Genomic DNA, 19770 nt, shown 5'->3' with positions numbered 1-19770 from the left:
CGATGTTCGGAAAACTTACACTCGATGCGGTTCCGTATCATGAACCCATTATCATGGTCACCGTGGTGGCGATCATCGTCGGCGGCCTGGCGCTGCTGGCGGCATTAACCTATTTCGGCAAGTGGAAATGGTTATGGACCGAATGGTTTACCTCCGTAGACCATAAAAAGATCGGCATTATGTACGTTATCGTCGCGCTGGTGATGATGATACGCGGCTTTGCCGACGCCATCATGATGCGCGGCCAGCAGGCGCTCGCCTCCGCCGGCGAGGCCGGCTTCCTCAACGCCCATCACTACGATCAGATCTTTACCGCGCACGGCGTGATCATGATTTTCTTCGTGGCGACGCCGTTCGTGGTGGGGTTGATGAACCTGGCGGTGCCGCTGCAAATCGGCGCCCGCGACGTCGCTTTCCCTTTCCTGAACTCGCTGAGCTTCTGGCTGTTCGTGGTCGGCGTTGTTCTGATCAACATCTCCCTCGGGCTTGGCGAATTCGCCCAGACCGGCTGGGTGGCGTATCCGCCGCTTTCCGGTAAAGAGTACAGTCCCGGGGTCGGGGTCGATTACTGGATATGGAGTTTGCAGATATCCGGCTTGGGCACCACGCTGACCGGCGTCAACTTCTTCGCCACCATTATGAAAATGCGCGCGCCGGGCATGACGCTGATGAAAATGCCGGTATTTACCTGGACGGCGCTGTGCACCAACGTGCTGATTATCGCCGCATTCCCGATACTGACCGTCACCATCGCGCTGCTGACGCTGGACCGTTACCTCGGCACCCATTTCTTTACCAATGATATGGGCGGCAACATGATGATGTACATCAACCTCATCTGGGCCTGGGGTCATCCGGAAGTTTACATTCTGGTGCTGCCGGTATTCGGTATCTATTCCGAAGTGGTGGCCACGTTCTGTAAAAAGCGCCTGTTCGGCTATACCTCGCTGGTGTGGGCGACCATCGCCATTACCGTACTGTCGTTCGTCGTCTGGCTGCACCACTTCTTCACCATGGGCTCCGGCGCCAACGTCAACGCCTTCTTCGGTATCGCCACGATGATTATTTCCATCCCCACCGGGGTGAAAATCTTCAACTGGCTGTTCACCATGTATCAGGGCCGCATTCAGCCGCACTCCGCCATGCTGTGGACCACCGGCTTTATCATCACCTTCTCCATCGGCGGGATGACCGGCGTACTGCTGGCGGTGCCGGGCGCCAACTTCGTGCTGCACAACAGCCTGTTCCTGATCGCCCACTTCCACAACGTGATTATCGGCGGCGTGGTATTCGGCTGCTTTGCCGGCATCACCTACTGGTTCCCGAAAGCCTTCGGCTTCACCCTCGACGAAACCTGGGGCAAACGCGCGTTCTGGTTCTGGATCATCGGCTTCTTCGTCGCCTTTATGCCGCTCTACGTGCTGGGCTTTATGGGCATGACCCGTCGCTTGAGCCAGCAGATTAACCCGGAGTTCCATCCGCTGCTGCTGGTGGCTTCCGGCGGCGCGCTGCTGATCGGCATCGGCGTGCTGTGCCAGGTGATGCAGTTCTACGTCAGTATCCGCGATCGCCACCAGAACCGCGACCTGACGGGCGACCCGTGGGACGGCCGGACGCTGGAATGGTCGACCTCTTCTCCGGCGCCGTTCTATAACTTCGCCACCGTGCCGCAGGTGCATGAACGCGACGCATTCTGGGACGACAAAGAGAAAGGCGCGGCCTATAAGCGCCCCGCCGGTTACGAAGCGATCCATATGCCGAAAAACACCGGCGCCGGCGTGATCATCTCCGCATTCAGCCTGGCGTTCGGTTTCGCCATGATCTGGCATATCTGGTGGCTGGCGATTATCGGCTTCGCCGGCATGGTCGTGACCTGGGTCGTGCACAGCTTTAATCAGGACGTGGACTACTACGTTCCGGTTAAGGAGATTGAGCACATCGAGAATCAGAATTTTGATCAAATCAGCAAAGCAGGTCTGAAACATGTCAACTGAAACTCTGACTAACCATAGCGCAGCCCATGCCGAGCATGGGCACCACGATGCGGGGGCCACCAAGGTATTCGGCTTCTGGATCTACCTGATGAGCGACTGCATCCTGTTTGCGTCTCTGTTCGCGACCTATGCCGTGCTGGTTAACGGCACCGCGGGCGGTCCGACGGGGAAGGACATTTTCGAACTGCCCTTCGTGCTGGTGGAAACCTTCGCCCTGTTGTTCAGCAGTATTACCTACGGCATGGCGATGATCGCCATGAACAAGGGCGACAAGTCGCGGGTTAACCTCTGGCTGGGGCTGACCTTCCTGTTCGGCCTGGCGTTTATCGCCATGGAAATCTATGAATTCCATCACCTGATTGCCGAAGGTTACGGCCCGGATCGCAGCGCTTTCCTGTCGGCGTTCTTTGCGCTGGTGGGCACCCACGGCATCCACGTTACCGCCGGCCTGATCTGGCTCGTCATTATGATGGCGCAGGTCGCCGGACGCGGCCTGACCGCCACCAACCGAACCCGCCTGATGTGCCTGAGCCTGTTCTGGCACTTCCTGGACGTGGTCTGGATTTGTGTCTTCACCGTTGTTTACCTGATGGGGGCGATGTAATGAGTCATTCAACAACCGATCATGCAGGCGCCAGCCACGGTAGCGTCAAATCCTACCTGATAGGTTTTGTTCTGTCCGTTATCCTGACCGTGATCCCTTTTGCGATGGTAATGGCCGGTTCAGCTTCGCATAACGTCATCATACTGACCGTCGTGGGATGTGCGGTTATCCAGATTCTGGTTCATCTGGTGTACTTCCTGCATCTGAGCACCGCCTCGGAAGAGCGCTGGAACGTGGTGGCCCTTGTGTTTACCGTCCTGATTATCGCCATTGTCGTTGCCGGTTCCATATGGATTATGTGGAACACGCACGCCAACATGATGATCCAGTAACCGAGCCGTAAAAGATGATTAAATACCTGCAAGTCACCAAACCGGGAATTATTTTCGGTAATCTGATTTCTGTTATCGGCGGATTTCTCCTCGCCGCGCAAGGCAGCATTGATTACCCCCTGTTTCTTGCCACGCTGTTTGGGGTATCGCTGGTGGTTGCGTCGGGTTGCGTTTTCAACAACGTTATCGACCGCGATATCGACAAAAAAATGGAGAGAACCAAGAATCGGGTTCTGGTGAGGGGACTGATCTCACTGAAAGTAACCCTGGTTTACGCTTCTCTGCTGGGTATTGCCGGCTTCGCGCTGCTGTATATCGCCGCCAATCCGCTGGCCATGTGGCTGGCGGTGATGGGCTTCGTGGTTTACGTCGGCGTTTACAGCCTGTATATGAAGCGTCATTCGGTTTACGGCACGCTGATCGGCAGCCTGTCCGGCGCCGCGCCGCCGGTTATCGGCTACTGCGCCGTCAGCAATCAGTTTGATGCGGGCGCATTGATTCTGCTGCTGATTTTCAGCCTGTGGCAGATGCCTCACTCCTACGCGATCGCCATTTTCCGCTTTAAGGATTATCAGGCCGCCAATATTCCGGTGCTGCCGGTGGTAAAAGGCATTTCCGTGGCGAAGAACCATATCACGCTGTATATCCTGGCGTTTATGGTCGCCACCCTGATGCTGTCTCTCGGCGGCTACGCCGGTTACAAATATCTGGTGGTCGCCGCGGCGGTCAGCGTGTGGTGGCTGGGGATGGCGTTGTCAGGCTATAAAAACGCCAATGACGACCGGGTATGGGCGAAAAAGCTGTTTATGTTTTCCATTGTCGCCATTACCTCGCTGAGCGTGATGATGTCCGTCGACTCCATCGCGCCGGCGCGGGAAGTCCTGCTGACCTATTTGCGTTAATCATCGGCACGCCGATCAACCAAACCTTCCGGCTTTCCCCCCCTACCTCCCCTTCGCGGGGGAGGGCATCAATGCCAAATCACGTAACAAACCTGTCGTTTACGCAATGGCGAATAACGCACTAGAATAGCGCCGACGTTTTTCCAGAGGTATTAATGAACGACAACAAAATGACCCCCGGCGAGCTGCGGGCGACATGGGGCCTGGGTACGGTATTTTCGCTGCGCATGCTCGGCATGTTTATGGTGCTGCCGGTGCTGACCACCTACGGCATGGCGTTGCAGGGCGCCAGCGAGTCGCTGATCGGTATTGCCATCGGCATTTACGGCCTGATGCAGGCGGTTTTTCAGATCCCCTTCGGCCTGATGTCGGATCGCGTGGGCAGAAAACCGTTAATCGTCGGCGGATTGCTGATTTTTGCCCTGGGCAGCGTTATCGCCGCCCTCAGCGATTCCATCTGGGGGATTATTCTCGGCCGGGCGTTGCAGGGCTCCGGCGCCATCTCCGCCGCGGTGATGGCATTGCTCTCCGATCTCACCCGCGAACAAAACCGCACCAAAGCGATGGCCTTTATCGGCGTCAGCTTCGGCGTCACCTTTGCCATCGCCATGGTGGCGGGGCCTATCGTGACCCATGCTTTCGGCTTGCAGGCCCTGTTCTGGGGCATCGCCGCGCTGTCGCTGATGGGGATAGCGATCACCCTGACCCTGATCCCCGAGCCTCCGACTCACGTGCTGAATCGGGAATCGGCCATCGTGCGCGGCGGTTTGCGCAAGGTTTTAGCCAATAGCCGCCTGCTGAAGCTGAACTTCGGCATTATGAGTCTGCATATTCTGCTGATGTCGAGCTTCGTGGCGCTGCCGCGCGTGCTGGAACAGGCCGGGCTGGCGCCGCAGGATCACTGGAAAGTCTATCTGGTCACCATGCTGATTTCCTTCGCCGGCGTGGTGCCGTTCATTATCTACGCCGAGTTGAAACGGCGCATGAAGCAGGTGTTCGTCGGCTGCATCCTGGTGCTTATCGCCGCCGAGCTGACGCTGTGGGCGGCGGGCAATCAGCTCTGGCAGATTATTGCCGGCGTGCAGCTGTTCTTTCTGGCGTTCAACGTGATGGAAGCGCTATTGCCGTCGCTGATCAGCAAAGAATCCCCCGCCGGATACAAGGGAACCGCGCTGGGCGTCTACTCCACCACCCAGTTTCTCGGCGTGGCTATCGGCGGCGGTCTGGGAGGCGCGCTGTTCGAGCATTACGGCGCGGCGGGGGTGTTCGCGGCGGGCGCGGGCGTCGCCGCGCTGTGGCTGCTGGTGGGGTTCACCATGCGCGAGCCCCCCTACCTCAGCAGCCTGAGAATTACGCTTTCCGATTCCGCGTTGCGCAACGGCGATCTCGAACAGAAAATGCGCACCCAGCCCGGCGTGGCGGAGGTGATTATCGTCCCCGACGAGTACAGCGCCTACGTCAAAATCGATAATAAGAAAATCAGCAGACGGCAGTTGGAAGAGCTGGTCGCCCGGCCATAGCTCCTGCGGCCCGCGCGATGCGACCGGCTATGCGCTAACGCCCGCCTGCTCTTGCAGCCAGCGTTGCAGCAATTTGCCGTCCGCCGACATCTCGATGTCCTGCCGGACGCACAGGTGGTAATCCCGTCCGTCGTCAATCGGCAGATCGAACAGTTTCACCAGTTCGCCGCTGTGCAGAAAGCGCTCAATCAGCGGTTCGCGCATCAGCGCGCATCCCAGCCCCGCCTGAAGCCCCGCCAGCGTCAGCAGACCGTCTTCGAACAGCGGACCGGTGCTGCGCGGCGGACGCCTGACGTTCTGCGCCTGAAACCACTGCATCCAGGTCGAGCGCTCCTCATCGTGCAGCAGCGGCAACTGCAGCAGTTGTTCCGGCTCGTCGATATGGCCGTGGACGCGCAGAAATTCGCGGCTGCAAACCGGCACCATCTTGCCGGACACCAGCTTCTCGCTGCGATATCCCCCCCACTGCCCGCCGCCGAAACGGATCGACATATCGGAGGCATCGCTCAGGTAATTGCGATGATTGGCGTAGACCACGTTGATATCGGTTTGCGAATTGGCGCGCAGAAAGTCCGGCAGCCGCGGGATAAACCAGCCCATGCCGAACAGCGGGATCAGGCTGATGGTCACCTGGCGGGACTGGGCGTGATCCAGCACATGTTCGGTAGCCTGGCGCAACACGGTAAACGCGGAACGAATCGAGCGATAGTATTCGCGTCCTTCATTTCTCAGCATCAGCCGCCGCCCCTGACGCTCCGTCAACGGCATTTGCAGAAAGGTCTCCAGCGTCTTCAACTGGTGGCTGACCGCCGAGGGGGAAATGTTCAGCTCCCGCGCCGCCGCGGTAATGCTCCCCAGACGGGCGATAGCTTCAAAAACCCGCACCGCCCGCAGCGGCGGATCGTTGGGCAGGCGGCCGTCCTCGCCTAATCCGCCCTGCAGCAATTGTTCTATTTTATTCATCTGTTGAATTTTTCATCGGCGAAATAATCCCACCATAGATTATTAATCATTAATTTTCAATTCGTTAGTTACCCACACTTTCATTATAAGAAATGTTTTTTGCGTATTTCACAGTTTAATTCAGATATTGGATGTTAAACGGGCGATGTGAACCTGGCGGATGACGATGTGGATACTCTACTGCAACAACTGATTAATGGCGTGATGCTCGGCAGTATCTACGCGCTTGTCGCGCTGGGCTACACCATGGTGTACGGCATTCTGCGCATTATCAATTTCGCTCACGGCGATATTCTGATGGTCGGCGCGCTGACCACGCTCTCCGGCCTGCGCCTGCTGGAAGAGCTTGCGCCGGCCATGCCGCCGCTGCTGGCGCTGGCGCTCTCCCTGCTGGCGGCGATGATGGTCTGCGCGCTGGTCGCCGTGGCGATAGAACGCTTCGCCTATCGCCGTTTGCGGCATGCCCCGCGCCTGGCGCCGTTGATCAGCGGAATTGGCGTGTCGCTGCTGCTGCAAACCTTCGCCATGCTGATCTGGTCACGCAATCCGTTGATGTTTCCGCAGATTCTCCCCATGGATCCGATTGCGGTGACGGCGGGCGACGCGCAACACCCGCCGGCGGTGATTACCGTCACCGGGCTGGTTACCGTCGGCCTGGCGCTGGCGGTCATGGTCGCGCTGTTGCTGCTGGTGGAACACAGCCGTCTGGGGCGCGCCATGCGCGCCACGGCGGAAAATCCGCAGGTCGCCAGCCTGATGGGCGTTAACCCCAACCGCATCATTACCCTCACCTTCGCCATCGGCGGCCTGTTCGCCGCGCTGGCGGGCGTGATGATGGCCAGCAACTACGGCAACGCCAGTTTTTCGATGGGCTTTCTCCCCGGCATCAAAGCCTTTACCGCCGCCATTCTGGGCGGCATCGGCAACCTGCGCGGCGCGATGCTCGGCGGGCTGTCGCTGGGCATTATCGAATCCCTGGGCGCCGGTTATCTTGGCGAATTCACCAACGGCGCGTTCGGCAGCAACTATCAGGACGTCTTTGCCTTTATGGTGCTGATCCTGGTGCTGGTATTCCGCCCGTCCGGCCTGCTCGGCGAGCGGCTGGCCAACCGCGCATAGGAGCGACGATGAGCGAAACAACCTTTGTCCGCGCCGCGGCGCGACGCCGGCTGCACCTCGGCCTGGCGCTGTTTATCGCCGCGCTGCTCGTCGCGCCCTGGGTGGCCGGCGGCCTGGGCGGCAACTACTGGGTGCGGGTGATCGACTTCACCCTGCTGTATATCATGCTGGCGCTGGGGCTGAATATCGTGGTGGGCTTTACCGGGCTGCTGGATATGGGCTTTATCGCTTTCTACGCCGTGGGCGCCTATCTGGCCGCGCTGCTGGCGTCGCCTCATCTCGTCGGCGCGTTTCCGCTGCTGTTGCACTATTTCCCGCACGGGCTGCACTTTTCCATCCTCCTGCTGCTGCCGCTCTCCGCCGCGCTGGCGGCGCTGTGCGGCATAGCGCTGGGGGCGCCCACGCTGCGCCTGCGCGGCGATTATCTGGCCATCGTCACCCTCGGTTTCGGCGAAATTATCCGTATCCTGATGCGCAATCTCGATCGTCCGATCAATATCACCAACGGACCGAAAGGGATTTCCGGCATCGATACCCTGTCGCTGTTCGGCGTCAAATTCAGCGGCGTCCACCAGCTGTTCGGCATCAAAATCCCGGCGCTGTACCTGTGGTACTACCTGCTCGCGGCGATAGTCATCGCCATTGTTTTTATCTCCCTGCGCCTGCAGCACTCCCGCGTGGGGCTTGCCTGGGCCGCCATCCGCGAAGATGAGGACGCCGCGCGCGCCATGGGCATCAACGCGCGTAATTACAAGCTGCTCGCCTTTGCCATCGGCGCCGCTTTCGGCGGCGTGGCGGGTACGCTGTTCGCCTCTTTTCAGGGCTTCGTCTCCCCGGAGTCCTTCACGCTGCACGAGTCCATCGCCGTACTGGCGATGGTGGTGCTCGGCGGGATGGGACATATTCCGGGGGTGATTGTCGGCGCCATCCTGCTCTCGGCGCTGCCGGAGTTCCTGCGCAGCCATGCCGCGCCGCTGCAACAGTCGCTGTTCGGCGCGGTAGTCATCGACCCGGAAATCCTGCGCCAGCTGTTTTACGGTCTGGCGCTGGTGCTGGTGATGCTGTTCCGTCCGGCGGGACTGTGGCCCGCCCGTCATGGGGAGGGGAAAGCATGACGCTGTTGTCCATTCGTCACCTCAGCAAACGCTTCGGCGGGCTGGTGGCGGTAAACGACGTTTCACTCAGCGTCGAACGGCATGAGATCTACGGTCTGATCGGCCCCAACGGCGCCGGAAAAACCACCTGTTTCAACCTGATCACCGGCCTGTATCAGGCCGACGGCGGCAGCTTTATGCTGGAAGAGAAGCCCTATAACCCGCGCTCCATCGAAAAGGTCACCCGGGCCGGCATCGCCCGCACCTTCCAGAATCTGCGGCTGTTCAATGAGATGAGCGCGCTGGAAAACGTGATGGTGGGGCGCCATGCGCGCACCCGCAACGGCGTATGGGCCGCCGTCAGCCGCCACCGCCGCGCCCGCGCCGAAGAGCGGGAAACCCGCGAACTGGCCCATTACTGGATGGACTATGTCGGCATCGCCCAATTCGCCCACTACCGCGCCCGCGATCTGGCCTACGGCCATCAGCGCCGTCTGGAAATCGCCCGCGCCCTGGCCACCGACCCCAAACTGCTGGCGCTCGACGAGCCCGCCGCCGGCATGAACGCCGGCGAAAAGGTGGCGCTACAGGCGCTGCTGGCGCGCATCCGCGACGACGGAAAAACCATTCTGCTCATCGAGCACGACGTCAAGCTGGTGATGGGACTGTGCGACCGCATCAGCGTGCTGGATTACGGCGGCGTTATCGCCGAGGGCGATCCGCAGACGGTGCGCCGCCATCCGGCGGTGATCAAAGCCTACCTCGGAGGCCATGCCCATGTCTGACGTTTTATTGCAGGTGGAACGGCTCGGCGTGAATTACGGCGGTATTCAGGCGGTGAAACAGATTGATTTCACCATCCGCGAAGGCGAACAGGTGACGCTTATCGGCGCCAACGGCGCGGGTAAAAGCTCCACCGTGCGGGCGCTGGCCAGGCTACAGCCTTACACCGGCTCGGTCATTTACCGCGGGCAGGACGACCGCCATAAAAAAACGTCGCCGGAGCAGTTACTGCGCCAGGGGTTGGTGATGGTGCCGGAAGGACGCGGCATCTTTCAGCGCATGACGGTGCTGGAAAACCTGCATATGGGCGCCTGGCTACGCCGCGATAACGCGCAGGTCGGCCGTGAAATCGAACGGCTTTTCGCGCGTTTCCCGCGGCTTGGCGAGCGCCGCCACCAGCCCGGCGGCCTGCTTTCCGGCGGCGAACAGCAGATGCTGGCGCTGGCCCGCGCGCTGCTCAGCCGCCCTCGCCTGCTGATCCTCGACGAGCCCTCCATGGGGCTGGCACCGCTGATGGTGGAAAACATCTTTGAGGTGATCCGCTCGCTGCGGGCGGACGGCGTGACGCTGTTGCTGATTGAGCAGAACGCCCGGCTGGCGCTGGAGGCGACCGATCGCGCCTGGGTGCTGGACAGCGGCGTCATCGCCCACAGCGGCAACTCGGCCGACCTGCTCAACGACCCGACGATCCAACAAATTTACCTGGGCGAATAGCCCGTTTCTGCGACCAACATCAAGGACTACCTATGAAAACAGCAACCTTAAGTATGATTCCGGCGGCGCTGATGCTGCTCGGACTGTCGGCCGCCGCGCCCGCCGCGGCGGCGGACGAAACCGTGATCATCGGCCTTGCCGGACCGCTTACCGGGCCGTCGGCGCGCATCGGCAAGGATCTGGAAAACGGCGCCCAGTTGGCCATCGATGACGTTAACCGGCAAAAACCGCGTATCGGCGGCAAGGCCGTCACCTTCAAGCTGCAGTCGGAGGACGATCAATCCGATCCGCGTACCGCCGTGGCGGTGGCGCAGCGGCTGGTGGACAGCGGCGTCGCGGGCGTGGTGGGCCACTGGAATACCGGCACCAGCATTCCGGCGGCGCGCATTTATCACGATGCCGGCATCGCCCAGGTGGCGCCGGTCGCCACCGGACACGCCTACACCAGGCAGGGTTTCGACACCAGTTTCCGGGTGATGGGGCATGACGACGACGGCGGCGCTTATGCCGGGCAGTACGCGGTGCAGGTATTGAAAGCGAGCCGCGTCGCGGTGATCGACGATCGCACCGCTTTCGGGCAGGGACTGGCGGACGAGTTCGTCAAATCGCTGGAGTCTCAGGGGGTAAAGATCGTCGATCGCCAGTATGTGGATGATAAAACCGTCGATTTCAGCGCCGTACTGACGGCGATCCGCAGTAAAAACGTCGACCTTATCTTCTTTGGCGGCGTAGACAGCCAGGCCGCGCCGCTGGCCAGGCGCATCAAACAGCTGGGCATCAACGCCACGCTGATGGGCGCGGGCGGTTTCGTCAGCCAGACCTTCCTGCAGCTGGCGCAGAAGGAAGGCGAAGGGGTGGTGGCGCTGGAGCCGGGCCTGCCGGTGGAGCAGATGCCGGGCGGGAAAGCCTTCGAACAGGCTTACCGCGACCGCTATCACACCCATATCGAACTGCACGCCCCGTTCGCCTATGACGCCACCCAGACGTTGATCGCCGCCATCCGCCAGGCCGACTCCACCGACGCCGCCGATTACCTGCCCAAACTGCGCGCGATTTCGCATCAGGGCGTTACCGGCGTCATCGCTTTCGACGGCGAAGGCAATCTGCAAAACCCGTCGTTCACGGTTTATAAAGTCGTGGACGGCAAATGGCAGCCGCAAACGGTATTAGGCGGCAGCCGGCAATAAGTTGACGTAAAGCGGTAATGAAATGAGGCAATGCGATGAGCTGTAAGCAAAATGAGCCGGGTATTCTGGCCCGTCGCCGCATCGAGGCGGAAATCATCAAACCGATCTATCAGGTTCTGGTGCGGGAAGTGGGCAAGGCCCGCGCCCAGGCAATCATCGGCGAGGCCATCGAACAGGCCGCCATTGACGCCGGGCGCGAGTTCGCCCGCCGGGAACCGGAGGGCGCGGATTTGCAAAGCTTTATCGCATTGCAGTATCTGTGGGAAAAAGACGACGCGCTGGAGGTCCGGGTGATAGACAGCGACGAGCAACGCTACGACTACGATGTCACCCGCTGTCGCTACGCCGAGATGTATCACCAGATGGGACTGGGGGAGATCGGCCACCTGCTCTCCTGCGCGCGCGATGAGAAGTTTATCGTCGGCTACGCGCCGGAGGTGGAACTGCAACGCACCACCACCATCATGTGCGGTGCGGCGCGCTGCGACTTCCGTTATCGGGTGAAAAAAAAGGAAGACAAACAATGAGCACGCTGCGAATCAACGCTCAACGCCTGTGGCATACGCTGGAAACCATGGCGCGCTACGGCGCCACCGCCAACGGCGGCGTCACCCGTCTGTCGCTGAGCGAAGAGGATAAACAGGCGCGCAACCAGCTACGCGGCTGGGCGGAAGAGGCCGGTTTTTCCTGCCGGGTGGACCGGCTCGGCAATATGTTTATGCGCCGTCCGGGACGCAATCCGGCCCTGGCTCCGGTACTGACCGGCTCTCATGGCGACTCCCAGCCGCTTGGCGGCCGTTTTGACGGTATCTACGGGGTGCTCGCCGGCCTTGAGGCGCTGCGCACGCTTAACGACCACGGCATCGAAACCGAACGCGCCATTGAGCTGGTGAACTGGACCAACGAGGAAGGCGCCCGTTTCGCGCCGGCGATGCTCGCCTCCGGCGTCTGGACCGGGGTCTTCACGCCGGAGTTCGCCCTGGCGCGCAGCGACAGCGACGGCGTGACGGTCGCCCAGGCGCTGCAGGCCATCGGCTACGCCGGCACGCAACCGGCCGAGGCGTTTCCGCTGCACGCCTGTTACGAACTGCATATTGAACAAGGGCCGATCCTTGAAGCCGAGAGGCTGGATATCGGCGTGGTTTACGGCGCGCAGGGGCAGCGCTGGTACGAGGTCGCCATTGACGGATTCGGCGCCCACGCGGGAACCACGCCGATGGCGCGCCGGCGCGACGCGCTGTGCGGCTTCGCCGAACTGGTGAGCGCCGTCGAACGCATCGGTCATGATTTCTCGCCCGACGGCCGCGCCACCGTCGGCATGGCGCAAATCACCCCCAATTCGCGCAATGTGGTGCCGGCGCGGGTGTTTTGCAGCGTGGAGTTCCGCCACCCGCAGCAGGCGGCGCTGCTAGCCATGGAACAGGAACTGCAGCGGGCGGTGGAAAAGCTGGCCGATCGCCAGCTGACCGTCGATCTGCGCCGCATTTTCGACTATGCGCCGATAAGCTTTGATGCGCACTGCGTCGCGCAGGTGCGTCAGGCGGCGGACAGGCTGAATTACGCCAGCCGGGAGATGGTGTCCGGCGCCGGACATGACGCCTGCTATATCAACCGGGCGGCGCCCACCGCGATGATTTTTATTCCCTGCGTGGAGGGCGTCAGCCATAACGAAGCGGAGAATATCCTGCCCGAGTGGAGTGAAAAAGGCGCCAACGTGCTGCTGCACGCGGTACTGGCGTCGGCGCAGGAGCGATAGCGTGCGGTACGCTAGCAGCCGGAGATCGCCATACGTTCTGGCGCTCTGCGGCGCGGTTATGCGGCGCCGCGCCCTGAAGGATTAATCGCGGAAGTTGGTGAACTGAAAAGGCTGCCCCAGGTCCGCGCCGCGCACCAGGGCCATGGCCCCTTGCAGGTCATCGCGGGATTTCCCGGTCACCCGCACCTGCTCGCCCTGAATCTGCGCCTGCACTTTCAGTTTGCTGTCTTTAATCAGCTTGACGATTTTTTTCGCCAGCGCGGTTTCAATGCCCTGCTTCAGTTTGGCGTCTACGCTGTAGGTTTTACCGCTGTGATCCATCTCTTCCGGAATCTCCAGCGCGCCGCCTTCAATACCGCGCTTCAACAGTTTTTCACGCAGAATATCAATCAGTTGCTGAACCTGAAAATCCGACTCGCTGGCGGCTTTGATGCTTTGTGATTTTTCATTCAGTTCAAAGCTGGCCGGCACATTGCGGAAATCCCAGCGAGTACCCAGTTCACGGGTGGCGTTTTCCACCGCATTGCGCACTTCCTGCATATCAATTTCCGAAACAATATCGAAAGATGGCATAATTGGTCTCCTGACAAATTTGGCTGACGAGCATAATAACCGCTCCGGCGAGAAACAAAAAACTTCCGGGAGAAAAAAACGCCTGGAGCGTTTTTTAACGCCGCTTGCGGCGGCCCGTCAGGGCGGAGGGCAGGACGCCCTCCGTAAGTTTTTGACGTCGCCTCAGCGACGGCCCGCAGGGTGAGCGCCAGGGATGGCGGCTCACAAAATGCGCCTCGACGCCAGCGTTATTGCGCTCGGAAGTGACTCCGTTACAATAATGATTAGTCTGCTATATGGATATGAATACGCATCTTGCGGTGCAAAAGCAGCCATTCCCGAGTCAATAAAGGGAGAATCCTATGAAAATAACCGTTCTTGGTTGCGGCGCTATCGGGCAGCTGTGGCTTGCCGCCCTGCACCGGCAAGGCCACGACGTTCAGGGGTGGTTACGTATTCCGCAACCTTTTTGCCCGGTCAATGTCACCCGGTTGGACGGACGGCACAGCAACCTTAATTTGACCGCCAACGACCCCGAACATCTGGCACAGAGCGAGTTATTGCTGGTCACCCTCAAGGCCTGGCAGGTTTCAGATGCCGTGCGCAACCTGCTGCCGAAGTTGAACCCCGACTGCACTATTTTGCTGCTGCACAACGGCATGGGCGCGCGCGAGGAGCTGCCGCCGCTGCGGCAGCCGCTGATTTTGGGCATCACCACCCACGCGGCGCGGCGCGATGCCACCACCGTGTTGCATACCGCCGCCGGGACCACCCATATCGGCGCAATCGGCAATAACGACGACGCGCCAAGCCGTTTTGCCGAAATACTGCATCAGGCGCTGCCCGACGTGGCCTGGCATAACGATATCTCCGCCACCTGCTGGCTGAAGCTGGCGGCCAACTGCGTGATTAATCCCTTAACGGTTATCCATCAATGCACCAACGGAGAATTGCGCGCTTACCCGCAGCAACTGATATCCCTTTGTCAGGAAATCGCCGCGGTAATGGAACGGGAAGGCTTCCATACGTCGGCGGACAGCCTGCTGATCTACGTTAACCAAATCATTCACAACACCGCGGCCAATACCTCTTCCATGCTGCAGGACATTCTGGCGCAACGTCATACCGAGATTGACTATATCACCGGCTACCTGCTGCGGCGGGCGCGTATCCACGGCCTGGCCGTCCCCGAAAACAGCCGTCTGTTTGAGGCCATCAAGCATAAGGAAAACGAGTATGAGCGCATCAGTGCTGGTATGTCTGGCTCCTGGTAGCGAGGAAACCGAAGCGGTCACCACCATCGACCTGCTGGTCAGAGCGGGCATTCAGGTTACGCTTGCCAGCGTCGCCAGCGACGGCGACCTTGAAATCACCTGCTCGCGCGGCGTCAGGCTGCTGGCCGACGCCCCGCTGGTGGCGGTGGCGGATCGCCATTTCGACGCCCTGGTGCTGCCCGGCGGATTACAGGGCGCCGAATGCTTCCGCGACAGCCCGGTGCTGGTGGAGTGTATCCGCCAGGCGCATCAGGATGGGAAAATCGTCGCCGCGATGTGCGCCACCCCGGCGCTGGTGCTGGAATATCACCAGCTTTTCCCCATCGGCAATATGACCGGCTATCCCGCGCTGCGCGATAAGATCGCGCCGGAAAAATGGCTGGAAAAACGCGTGGTGTACGATCCGCGCGTCAGCCTGCTGACCACCCAGGGACCGGGCACCAGTATGGATTTCGCCCTGAAGCTGATTGATCTGCTGCTGGGCAAGGCGAAAGCGGCGGAGGTGGCGGCGCAGTTGATTCTGCCGCCCGGTATTTATAATTATCATGACGGTTAATATATTCATCATAATGGTCAATATAATGATCCAGGTGGTTAATATATCCCTCATAATGACCAATAAAATTATTACACCCTCTACTACGCTCCGAATATCACCATATTCCGAAAAACCTTACAGAGATAATTAAATCCTATGTTTTCAATGTATTTTATTATTTAAACACATTCCACCGCGGAAATTACTCAATAAAACTCCGCGAAACAACCTCACGTCTAATTAGATAAACGCCCTTTTCAATTAGCCCTATTTTATATTTAGGCGTTATGATACCCATAAATAATGGTCAGCCCAACGCCATTTTAAAAAATTTATCATTGTTACGACGAGGTTATTTTAATGAGTAATATCCCACGCACCAACACGTCGCCAAAAAAGTTTCTTATTGGCGCAGGGCTGCTTGAATCGCTGCATGAATATGTACGTGACTTCGGCGACAACGCTTTCATCATCAGCGGTGGCTCCATGATTGAGAGAGTTAAAAACACGTCGCTTATCGCGCTGCGGCAGGCGGGCCTGCAAGGTTCGGCGGTGAAGTTCAGCAAAGAGTGTTCGGCGGCGGAAATCGAACGTCTCGGCGCGCTGGCGAACGCGCGGAATGCCAATGTGATTGTCGGCATCGGCGGCGGCAAAGCGCTGGACGCGGCCAAAGCGACGGCCTATTACCAAAAACTGCCGGTCATTCTGTACCCGACCGTGGCCTCCAGCGACGCGCCATGTACCTCGCTTGCCGTACTCTACACGGAAAAAGGCGAGTTTGACCGCTATCTGTACCTGCCGCACAACCCCGATGTGGTGATTGCCGATACGGCTATTCTCGCCGCCGCGCCCGCGCATTTTTTCTCCGCCGGCATCGGCGACGCGCTGGCGACCTATTTTGAGTCCCGCGCCTGCTACCGCGCCGACGGCCTCAACCTGGTGTTGAAAAAACCGTCACGCACCGGCCTCGGTCTGTCTCAGCTGTGCTACCAGTTACTGAGTGAAAACGTTGAAGCCGCCATGAATGCCGTACGTGGTAAAGTCGTCACCTCCGAACTGGAACAGACTATCGAAGCGACCATTTACCTGAGCGGCGTCGGTGCGGAGTCCGGCGGACTGGCGGCGGCGCACGCCATCAACAACGGCATGTCTATCATTGACGACCTGCACGACGCCCAGCATGGCGAGAAAGTGGCGTTCGGCCTGCTGGCGCAGTTGGTGCTGGAGGAAGCGCCGGACAAAGAACTCGATGAAGTGATACGCATCATCAAAACGGCGGAGCTACCGCTGACGTTACAGGAAATGGGATTGAAAAACTTCGTCGAAGCCGAATGGCGTCAAGTGGCGGAACGAGCGTGCAGCGAAGACGACACGATGGGAAATATGCCGGAAAAAGTGACGCAGGACGACGTTTACCGCGCCATCGTTGCCGCCAATAACTTGGCGGAACGCTATCGCGTAGCCCACTAGGGGCGTTCTTCCGCCCCAAACGCCCCGGCTTTGCCGGGGCGTTTGTCATTGCCGCACCGACTACGGGCGGTACACCTTCACATTGCTGAACCCCTGCTCGCGCAGGTAGAGCGCCTGCAAACGGCTCATTACGCCGCGATCGCAGTAGAGCAGATAGGTTTTGCTCTGATCCAGCTCGCCAAACTGGGTGCTCAGTTTGTAGAAGGGCAAGGATTTGATTTCGGCCTGCGCCGCCAGCGGTTTTTCTTCCTGCTCGTCCGGCGAGCGAATATCCAGCAGGACATCCGTCGGGGCAAACGCCGCCACCGTTTCCACTTCCGCCACTTCTTCGCGGGTTTGCTCGGCGATCTCGCGAATATCGATATTGCGCGCTTCGCTCACCACGCGATCGAGAATAGTGAAATCGAACCGGCTCTCTTCATGCTCGATTTTGGCTTTCACCGCTTTGACCGTCGGGCTTTTGGAAATTACCCCGCAGTATTCCGGCATCGTCTTGGCGAAATCTTCCGTTCCCAGCTCGCGCGCCAGCTTGATGATGTGCTCTTTGTCATGGGAAATCAGCGGACGCAGGATCAGCGTGTCGGAGGCGTTATCGATCAGGCGCAGGTTGGTCAGCGTCTGGCTGGAAACCTGCCCCAGCGCTTCGCCGGTGACCAGCGCCTGCACGCCGTAGCGCTCGGCCATTTGGGACGCCGCGCGCACCATCATACGCTTGAGCACCACGCCCATTTGCCCGTCATCGATCTTTTCCAGGATCTCGCCGACCACCGGCTCGAAATCAATGGCGATAAAACGCACCCGGTGCGAGCTGCCGAAGCGGTTCCACAGGTAATGGGCCACCTGCTTGACGCCGATTTCATGCGCCGCGCCGCCCAGGTTAAAGAAGCAGTAATGCACCCGGCAGCCGCGGCGCATCAGCATATAGCTGGAGACGCCGGAGTCGAAGCCGCCGGAGATCAGCGACAGCACGTCTTCCTGCGTGCCGATGGGGAAACCGCCGATGCCTTCGTAGCGGCCGTTAATCAGCAGCAATCGATCCTGGTCGATCTCCAGATGGACGGTAACCTGCGGCGAGGTGAGTTTTACCTGGGCGGTGTCGATATGCTGATTCAAACCGCCGCCGACATAGCGTTCCACGTCCTGCGAGCTAAACTCATGCTTACCGCGACGCTTTACGCGTACGCAGAATGTTTTGCCTTGCAGCTGTTCGCGGTACAGCGCCAGCGTTTGCTCGAAGATGTCATGGACATCGGTATAGCTACGATCTTCAACATCGAGAATATGGTGGATGCCGGGGATGCGCGTCAGCGCGTCGCGAATAGTCTCGCGCCGGCTCTCGTCTTTGGCGCGGACTTCGATATGATCCCAGTGACGGACGACCGCCAGCGTTTCATCATGGTGTTTTAATACGTTGCGAATGTTGCCGGTCAGAATCTTGATAAAGCGCAATCGCACGGATTGGCTCTTGATGGTGATTTCCGGGAACAATTTAATGATAAACTTCATGGTGGCTGTCGTTACTTGGTCAGAAAGGTGTAAATAAATTTACCCTGAGCGCTAAAATCACGTTATCGGTAAAATCGGCCGGACAGGGATGATTTTACCGATAGCATCCAGGGCGCGGAGTATATCATCATCCATACTCAAAGTAATTGGCGTTGCGGCAACGCCAGGCAACAAAGGGATGAAGATTTACCCTGCGCTTTACCCGTATAATTGCGGCGGCATTCATTGGCGCGCCGCCGCAAAGAGCGCCATGCCGCGATAAAGCAGCGGCGTATCAACCAGGATTCAGAAAACTATGCCCAAGAAAACCGAGCCGCCGGTGAGTTTTGAAAGCTCGCTGAGCGAACTGGAAAAAATCGTTACCCGCCTTGAATCCGGCGAACTGCCGTTGGAAGAGGCGCTGAATGAATTCGAACATGGCGTACGGCTTGCGCGTCAGGGCCAGCAGAAACTGCAGCAGGCGGAGCAGCGGGTACAGATTCTGCTGAGCGACGAACCCGATGCGCCGTTGTCGCCTTTTACCCCGGACAGTGACGAATAGCCATGACGGATTTCTCTGCACAATTGCACGCCCACCATCAGCGCGCCAACCGCGTATTGAGCCAGTTTATCTCCGCGCTGCCCTTTCAGAGTAGTCCACTGGTCAACGCCATGGGTTATGGGTCACTGTTGGGCGGCAAGCGGCTGCGCCCGTTCCTGGTTTATACTACGGGGGAACTGTTCGGCATGCCGCTGGAAAGTCTGGATGCGCCCGCCGCGGCGGTGGAATGCATTCATGCCTATTCGTTAATCCACGACGATCTCCCGGCGATGGACAATGACGACCTGCGCCGCGGCCAGCCGACCTGCCATATCAAGTTTGGCGAAGCCGGCGCCATTTTGGCCGGAGACGCCCTGCAAACCCTGGCGTTCTCCATTTTGGCCGACGCGCCGATGCCCCGGGTAACGGAGCGCTCCCGACTGGCGATGCTATCCGAACTGGCGCAGGCCAGCGGCGTGGCCGGCATGTGCGGCGGTCAGGCGCTGGATCTGGCGGCCGAAGGCCATCAGGTCGATCTGGCCGCGCTGGAGCAAATTCACCGCCATAAAACCGGCGCGCTGATCCGCGCGGCGATCAGGCTGGGCGCGCTGGCGGCGGGCGATACGGGGCGTGCGGCGCTGCCCTGCCTCGATCGTTACGCCGACGCCATCGGTCTGGCCTTCCAGGTGCAGGACGACATTCTGGATGTGGTCGGCGACAGCGCTACCACGGGCAAACGCCAGGGTGCCGATCAGCAGTTGGGCAAAAGCACCTACCCCGGCTTACTGGGGCTGGAGAGCGCCAGGGAAAAAGCCTGGGATCTTTACCGGCAATCGCTGGCGGCGCTGGATGATTTAGCCTCATCCAGCCGGGAACCACTGAATATTGCGCCACTACAAGCGCTGGCGAGTTTTATCGTCGAGCGTAATAAATAAAATCTCA

At 59.5% G+C, this 19770-nt stretch carries 20 protein-coding genes; 17 read left to right on the top strand and 3 right to left on the bottom strand.

Annotated elements, in window-relative coordinates; genetic code table 11:
* Positions 1-2: 2 nt before the first annotated feature.
* The 5 genes from cyoB to DDT56_RS04040 all read left to right on the top strand — a co-directional run bounded on the left by cyoB (position 3) and on the right by DDT56_RS04040 (position 5352).
* On the top strand, positions 3-1994 hold the full coding sequence (gene cyoB, locus DDT56_RS04060; protein ID WP_136165232.1) for a cytochrome o ubiquinol oxidase subunit I: 1992 nt from the start codon (positions 3-5) through the stop codon (positions 1992-1994).
* Positions 1984-2598 (top strand): cytochrome o ubiquinol oxidase subunit III, encoded by a 615-nt coding sequence (locus DDT56_RS04055; protein ID WP_136165231.1) that lies wholly within the window; start codon positions 1984-1986, stop codon positions 2596-2598. Before cyoB ends, DDT56_RS04055 begins: the two co-directional genes overlap by 11 nt.
* The gene (locus DDT56_RS04050) at positions 2598-2930 is read left to right on the top strand and encodes a cytochrome o ubiquinol oxidase subunit IV (RefSeq protein ID WP_136165230.1); all 333 of its coding nucleotides are present in this window, start codon (positions 2598-2600) and stop codon (positions 2928-2930) included. Before DDT56_RS04055 ends, DDT56_RS04050 begins: the two co-directional genes overlap by 1 nt.
* A 14-nt stretch (positions 2931-2944) precedes the next feature.
* Entirely contained in the window at positions 2945-3832 is an 888-nt protein-coding gene (gene cyoE / locus DDT56_RS04045) for a heme o synthase (protein WP_136165229.1), read from the top strand.
* A gap of 155 nt (positions 3833-3987) precedes the next feature.
* Positions 3988-5352, top strand: a complete 1365-nt coding sequence (locus DDT56_RS04040) for an MFS transporter (protein WP_136165228.1) — start codon at positions 3988-3990, stop codon at positions 5350-5352.
* Positions 5353-5379: 27 nt separating this feature from the next.
* On the opposite strand, the gene DDT56_RS04035 is transcribed toward DDT56_RS04040, so the two are convergent.
* Positions 5380-6315 (bottom strand): LysR substrate-binding domain-containing protein, encoded by a 936-nt coding sequence (locus DDT56_RS04035; protein ID WP_136165227.1) that lies wholly within the window; start codon positions 6313-6315, stop codon positions 5380-5382.
* Positions 6316-6483: 168 nt separating this feature from the next.
* Here DDT56_RS04035 and DDT56_RS04030 point away from each other — a divergent pair, with 168 nt between their 5' ends.
* The 7 genes from DDT56_RS04030 to DDT56_RS04000 are packed head-to-tail and all read left to right on the top strand — an operon-like array spanning position 6484 to position 12968.
* Positions 6484-7434: a branched-chain amino acid ABC transporter permease gene (locus DDT56_RS04030; protein WP_136165226.1), complete on the top strand. Its 951-nt coding sequence runs from the start codon at positions 6484-6486 to the stop codon at positions 7432-7434.
* An 8-nt stretch (positions 7435-7442) separates the two neighbouring features.
* Positions 7443-8549 carry an ABC transporter permease subunit gene (locus tag DDT56_RS04025; protein ID WP_136165225.1) on the top strand — a complete coding sequence of 369 codons (1107 nt, stop codon included), beginning with the start codon at positions 7443-7445 and terminating at the stop codon, positions 8547-8549.
* The gene (locus tag DDT56_RS04020) at positions 8546-9313 is read left to right on the top strand and encodes an ABC transporter ATP-binding protein (RefSeq protein ID WP_136165224.1); all 768 of its coding nucleotides are present in this window, start codon (positions 8546-8548) and stop codon (positions 9311-9313) included. Before DDT56_RS04025 ends, DDT56_RS04020 begins: the two co-directional genes overlap by 4 nt.
* Positions 9306-10025: an ABC transporter ATP-binding protein gene (locus tag DDT56_RS04015; RefSeq protein WP_136165223.1), complete on the top strand. Its 720-nt coding sequence runs from the start codon at positions 9306-9308 to the stop codon at positions 10023-10025. The genes DDT56_RS04020 and DDT56_RS04015 overlap by 8 nt, the downstream gene beginning before the upstream one ends.
* Positions 10026-10057: 32 nt before the next feature.
* The gene (locus DDT56_RS04010; RefSeq protein WP_136165222.1) at positions 10058-11212 is read left to right on the top strand and encodes a branched-chain amino acid ABC transporter substrate-binding protein; all 1155 of its coding nucleotides are present in this window, start codon (positions 10058-10060) and stop codon (positions 11210-11212) included.
* Between the two features lie 35 nt (positions 11213-11247).
* A complete protein-coding gene (locus tag DDT56_RS04005) occupies positions 11248-11739 on the top strand; it encodes an L-2-amino-thiazoline-4-carboxylic acid hydrolase (protein ID WP_136165221.1) in 492 nt (163 codons plus the stop codon).
* Positions 11736-12968: a Zn-dependent hydrolase gene (locus DDT56_RS04000; RefSeq protein ID WP_136165220.1), complete on the top strand. Its 1233-nt coding sequence runs from the start codon at positions 11736-11738 to the stop codon at positions 12966-12968. The genes DDT56_RS04005 and DDT56_RS04000 overlap by 4 nt, the downstream gene beginning before the upstream one ends.
* 81 nt (positions 12969-13049) lie before the next feature.
* On the opposite strand, the gene DDT56_RS03995 is transcribed toward DDT56_RS04000, so the two are convergent.
* Positions 13050-13541, bottom strand: coding sequence for a YajQ family cyclic di-GMP-binding protein (locus DDT56_RS03995; RefSeq protein ID WP_009114035.1), 492 nt, complete (start codon positions 13539-13541; stop codon positions 13050-13052).
* A gap of 341 nt (positions 13542-13882) precedes the next feature.
* Between DDT56_RS03995 and panE the strand changes: the two genes are divergently transcribed.
* The 3 genes from panE (at position 13883) to DDT56_RS03980 (ending at position 16802) form a co-directional block, all read left to right on the top strand.
* A complete protein-coding gene (panE, locus tag DDT56_RS03990; RefSeq protein ID WP_136165219.1) occupies positions 13883-14794 on the top strand; it encodes a 2-dehydropantoate 2-reductase in 912 nt (303 codons plus the stop codon).
* The gene (gene yajL, locus DDT56_RS03985) at positions 14757-15350 is read left to right on the top strand and encodes a protein deglycase YajL (protein WP_136165218.1); all 594 of its coding nucleotides are present in this window, start codon (positions 14757-14759) and stop codon (positions 15348-15350) included. Before panE ends, yajL begins: the two co-directional genes overlap by 38 nt.
* Positions 15351-15692: 342 nt before the next feature.
* Positions 15693-16802 carry a glycerol dehydrogenase gene (locus tag DDT56_RS03980; RefSeq protein ID WP_136165217.1) on the top strand — a complete coding sequence of 370 codons (1110 nt, stop codon included), beginning with the start codon at positions 15693-15695 and terminating at the stop codon, positions 16800-16802.
* A gap of 60 nt (positions 16803-16862) precedes the next feature.
* Here DDT56_RS03980 and thiI read toward each other — a convergent pair whose 3' ends face one another.
* Entirely contained in the window at positions 16863-18308 is a 1446-nt protein-coding gene (thiI, locus tag DDT56_RS03975) for a tRNA uracil 4-sulfurtransferase ThiI (protein WP_136165216.1), read from the bottom strand.
* A 295-nt stretch (positions 18309-18603) separates the two neighbouring features.
* Here thiI and xseB point away from each other — a divergent pair, with 295 nt between their 5' ends.
* Together xseB and ispA are read left to right on the top strand one after the other, a co-directional pair.
* Positions 18604-18849, top strand: a complete 246-nt coding sequence (gene xseB, locus DDT56_RS03970; protein WP_136165215.1) for an exodeoxyribonuclease VII small subunit — start codon at positions 18604-18606, stop codon at positions 18847-18849.
* A gap of 2 nt (positions 18850-18851) precedes the next feature.
* The gene (ispA, locus tag DDT56_RS03965) at positions 18852-19763 is read left to right on the top strand and encodes a (2E,6E)-farnesyl diphosphate synthase (protein ID WP_136165214.1); all 912 of its coding nucleotides are present in this window, start codon (positions 18852-18854) and stop codon (positions 19761-19763) included.
* Positions 19764-19770 lie beyond the last annotated feature (7 nt).

Source organism: Brenneria corticis (assembly GCF_003115855.1).
GTDB lineage: Bacteria > Pseudomonadota > Gammaproteobacteria > Enterobacterales > Enterobacteriaceae > Brenneria > Brenneria corticis.
This window is presented reverse-complemented; position numbering and strand designations above follow the sequence as displayed.

Coding starts and splice junctions, on each gene's coding strand:
- cyoB (WP_136165232.1), top strand. CDS start 3: ATGTTCGGAAAACTTACACTCGATGCGGTTCCGTATCATGAACCCATT.
- DDT56_RS04055 (WP_136165231.1), top strand. CDS start 1,984: ATGTCAACTGAAACTCTGACTAACCATAGCGCAGCCCATGCCGAGCAT.
- DDT56_RS04050 (WP_136165230.1), top strand. CDS start 2,598: ATGAGTCATTCAACAACCGATCATGCAGGCGCCAGCCACGGTAGCGTC.
- cyoE (WP_136165229.1), top strand. CDS start 2,945: ATGATTAAATACCTGCAAGTCACCAAACCGGGAATTATTTTCGGTAAT.
- DDT56_RS04040 (WP_136165228.1), top strand. CDS start 3,988: ATGAACGACAACAAAATGACCCCCGGCGAGCTGCGGGCGACATGGGGC.
- DDT56_RS04035 (WP_136165227.1), bottom strand. CDS start 6,315: ATGAATAAAATAGAACAATTGCTGCAGGGCGGATTAGGCGAGGACGGC.
- DDT56_RS04025 (WP_136165225.1), top strand. CDS start 7,443: ATGAGCGAAACAACCTTTGTCCGCGCCGCGGCGCGACGCCGGCTGCAC.
- DDT56_RS04020 (WP_136165224.1), top strand. CDS start 8,546: ATGACGCTGTTGTCCATTCGTCACCTCAGCAAACGCTTCGGCGGGCTG.
- DDT56_RS04015 (WP_136165223.1), top strand. CDS start 9,306: ATGTCTGACGTTTTATTGCAGGTGGAACGGCTCGGCGTGAATTACGGC.
- DDT56_RS04010 (WP_136165222.1), top strand. CDS start 10,058: ATGAAAACAGCAACCTTAAGTATGATTCCGGCGGCGCTGATGCTGCTC.
- DDT56_RS04005 (WP_136165221.1), top strand. CDS start 11,248: ATGAGCTGTAAGCAAAATGAGCCGGGTATTCTGGCCCGTCGCCGCATC.
- DDT56_RS04000 (WP_136165220.1), top strand. CDS start 11,736: ATGAGCACGCTGCGAATCAACGCTCAACGCCTGTGGCATACGCTGGAA.
- DDT56_RS03995 (WP_009114035.1), bottom strand. CDS start 13,541: ATGCCATCTTTCGATATTGTTTCGGAAATTGATATGCAGGAAGTGCGC.
- panE (WP_136165219.1), top strand. CDS start 13,883: ATGAAAATAACCGTTCTTGGTTGCGGCGCTATCGGGCAGCTGTGGCTT.
- yajL (WP_136165218.1), top strand. CDS start 14,757: ATGAGCGCATCAGTGCTGGTATGTCTGGCTCCTGGTAGCGAGGAAACC.
- DDT56_RS03980 (WP_136165217.1), top strand. CDS start 15,693: ATGAGTAATATCCCACGCACCAACACGTCGCCAAAAAAGTTTCTTATT.
- thiI (WP_136165216.1), bottom strand. CDS start 18,308: ATGAAGTTTATCATTAAATTGTTCCCGGAAATCACCATCAAGAGCCAA.
- xseB (WP_136165215.1), top strand. CDS start 18,604: ATGCCCAAGAAAACCGAGCCGCCGGTGAGTTTTGAAAGCTCGCTGAGC.
- ispA (WP_136165214.1), top strand. CDS start 18,852: ATGACGGATTTCTCTGCACAATTGCACGCCCACCATCAGCGCGCCAAC.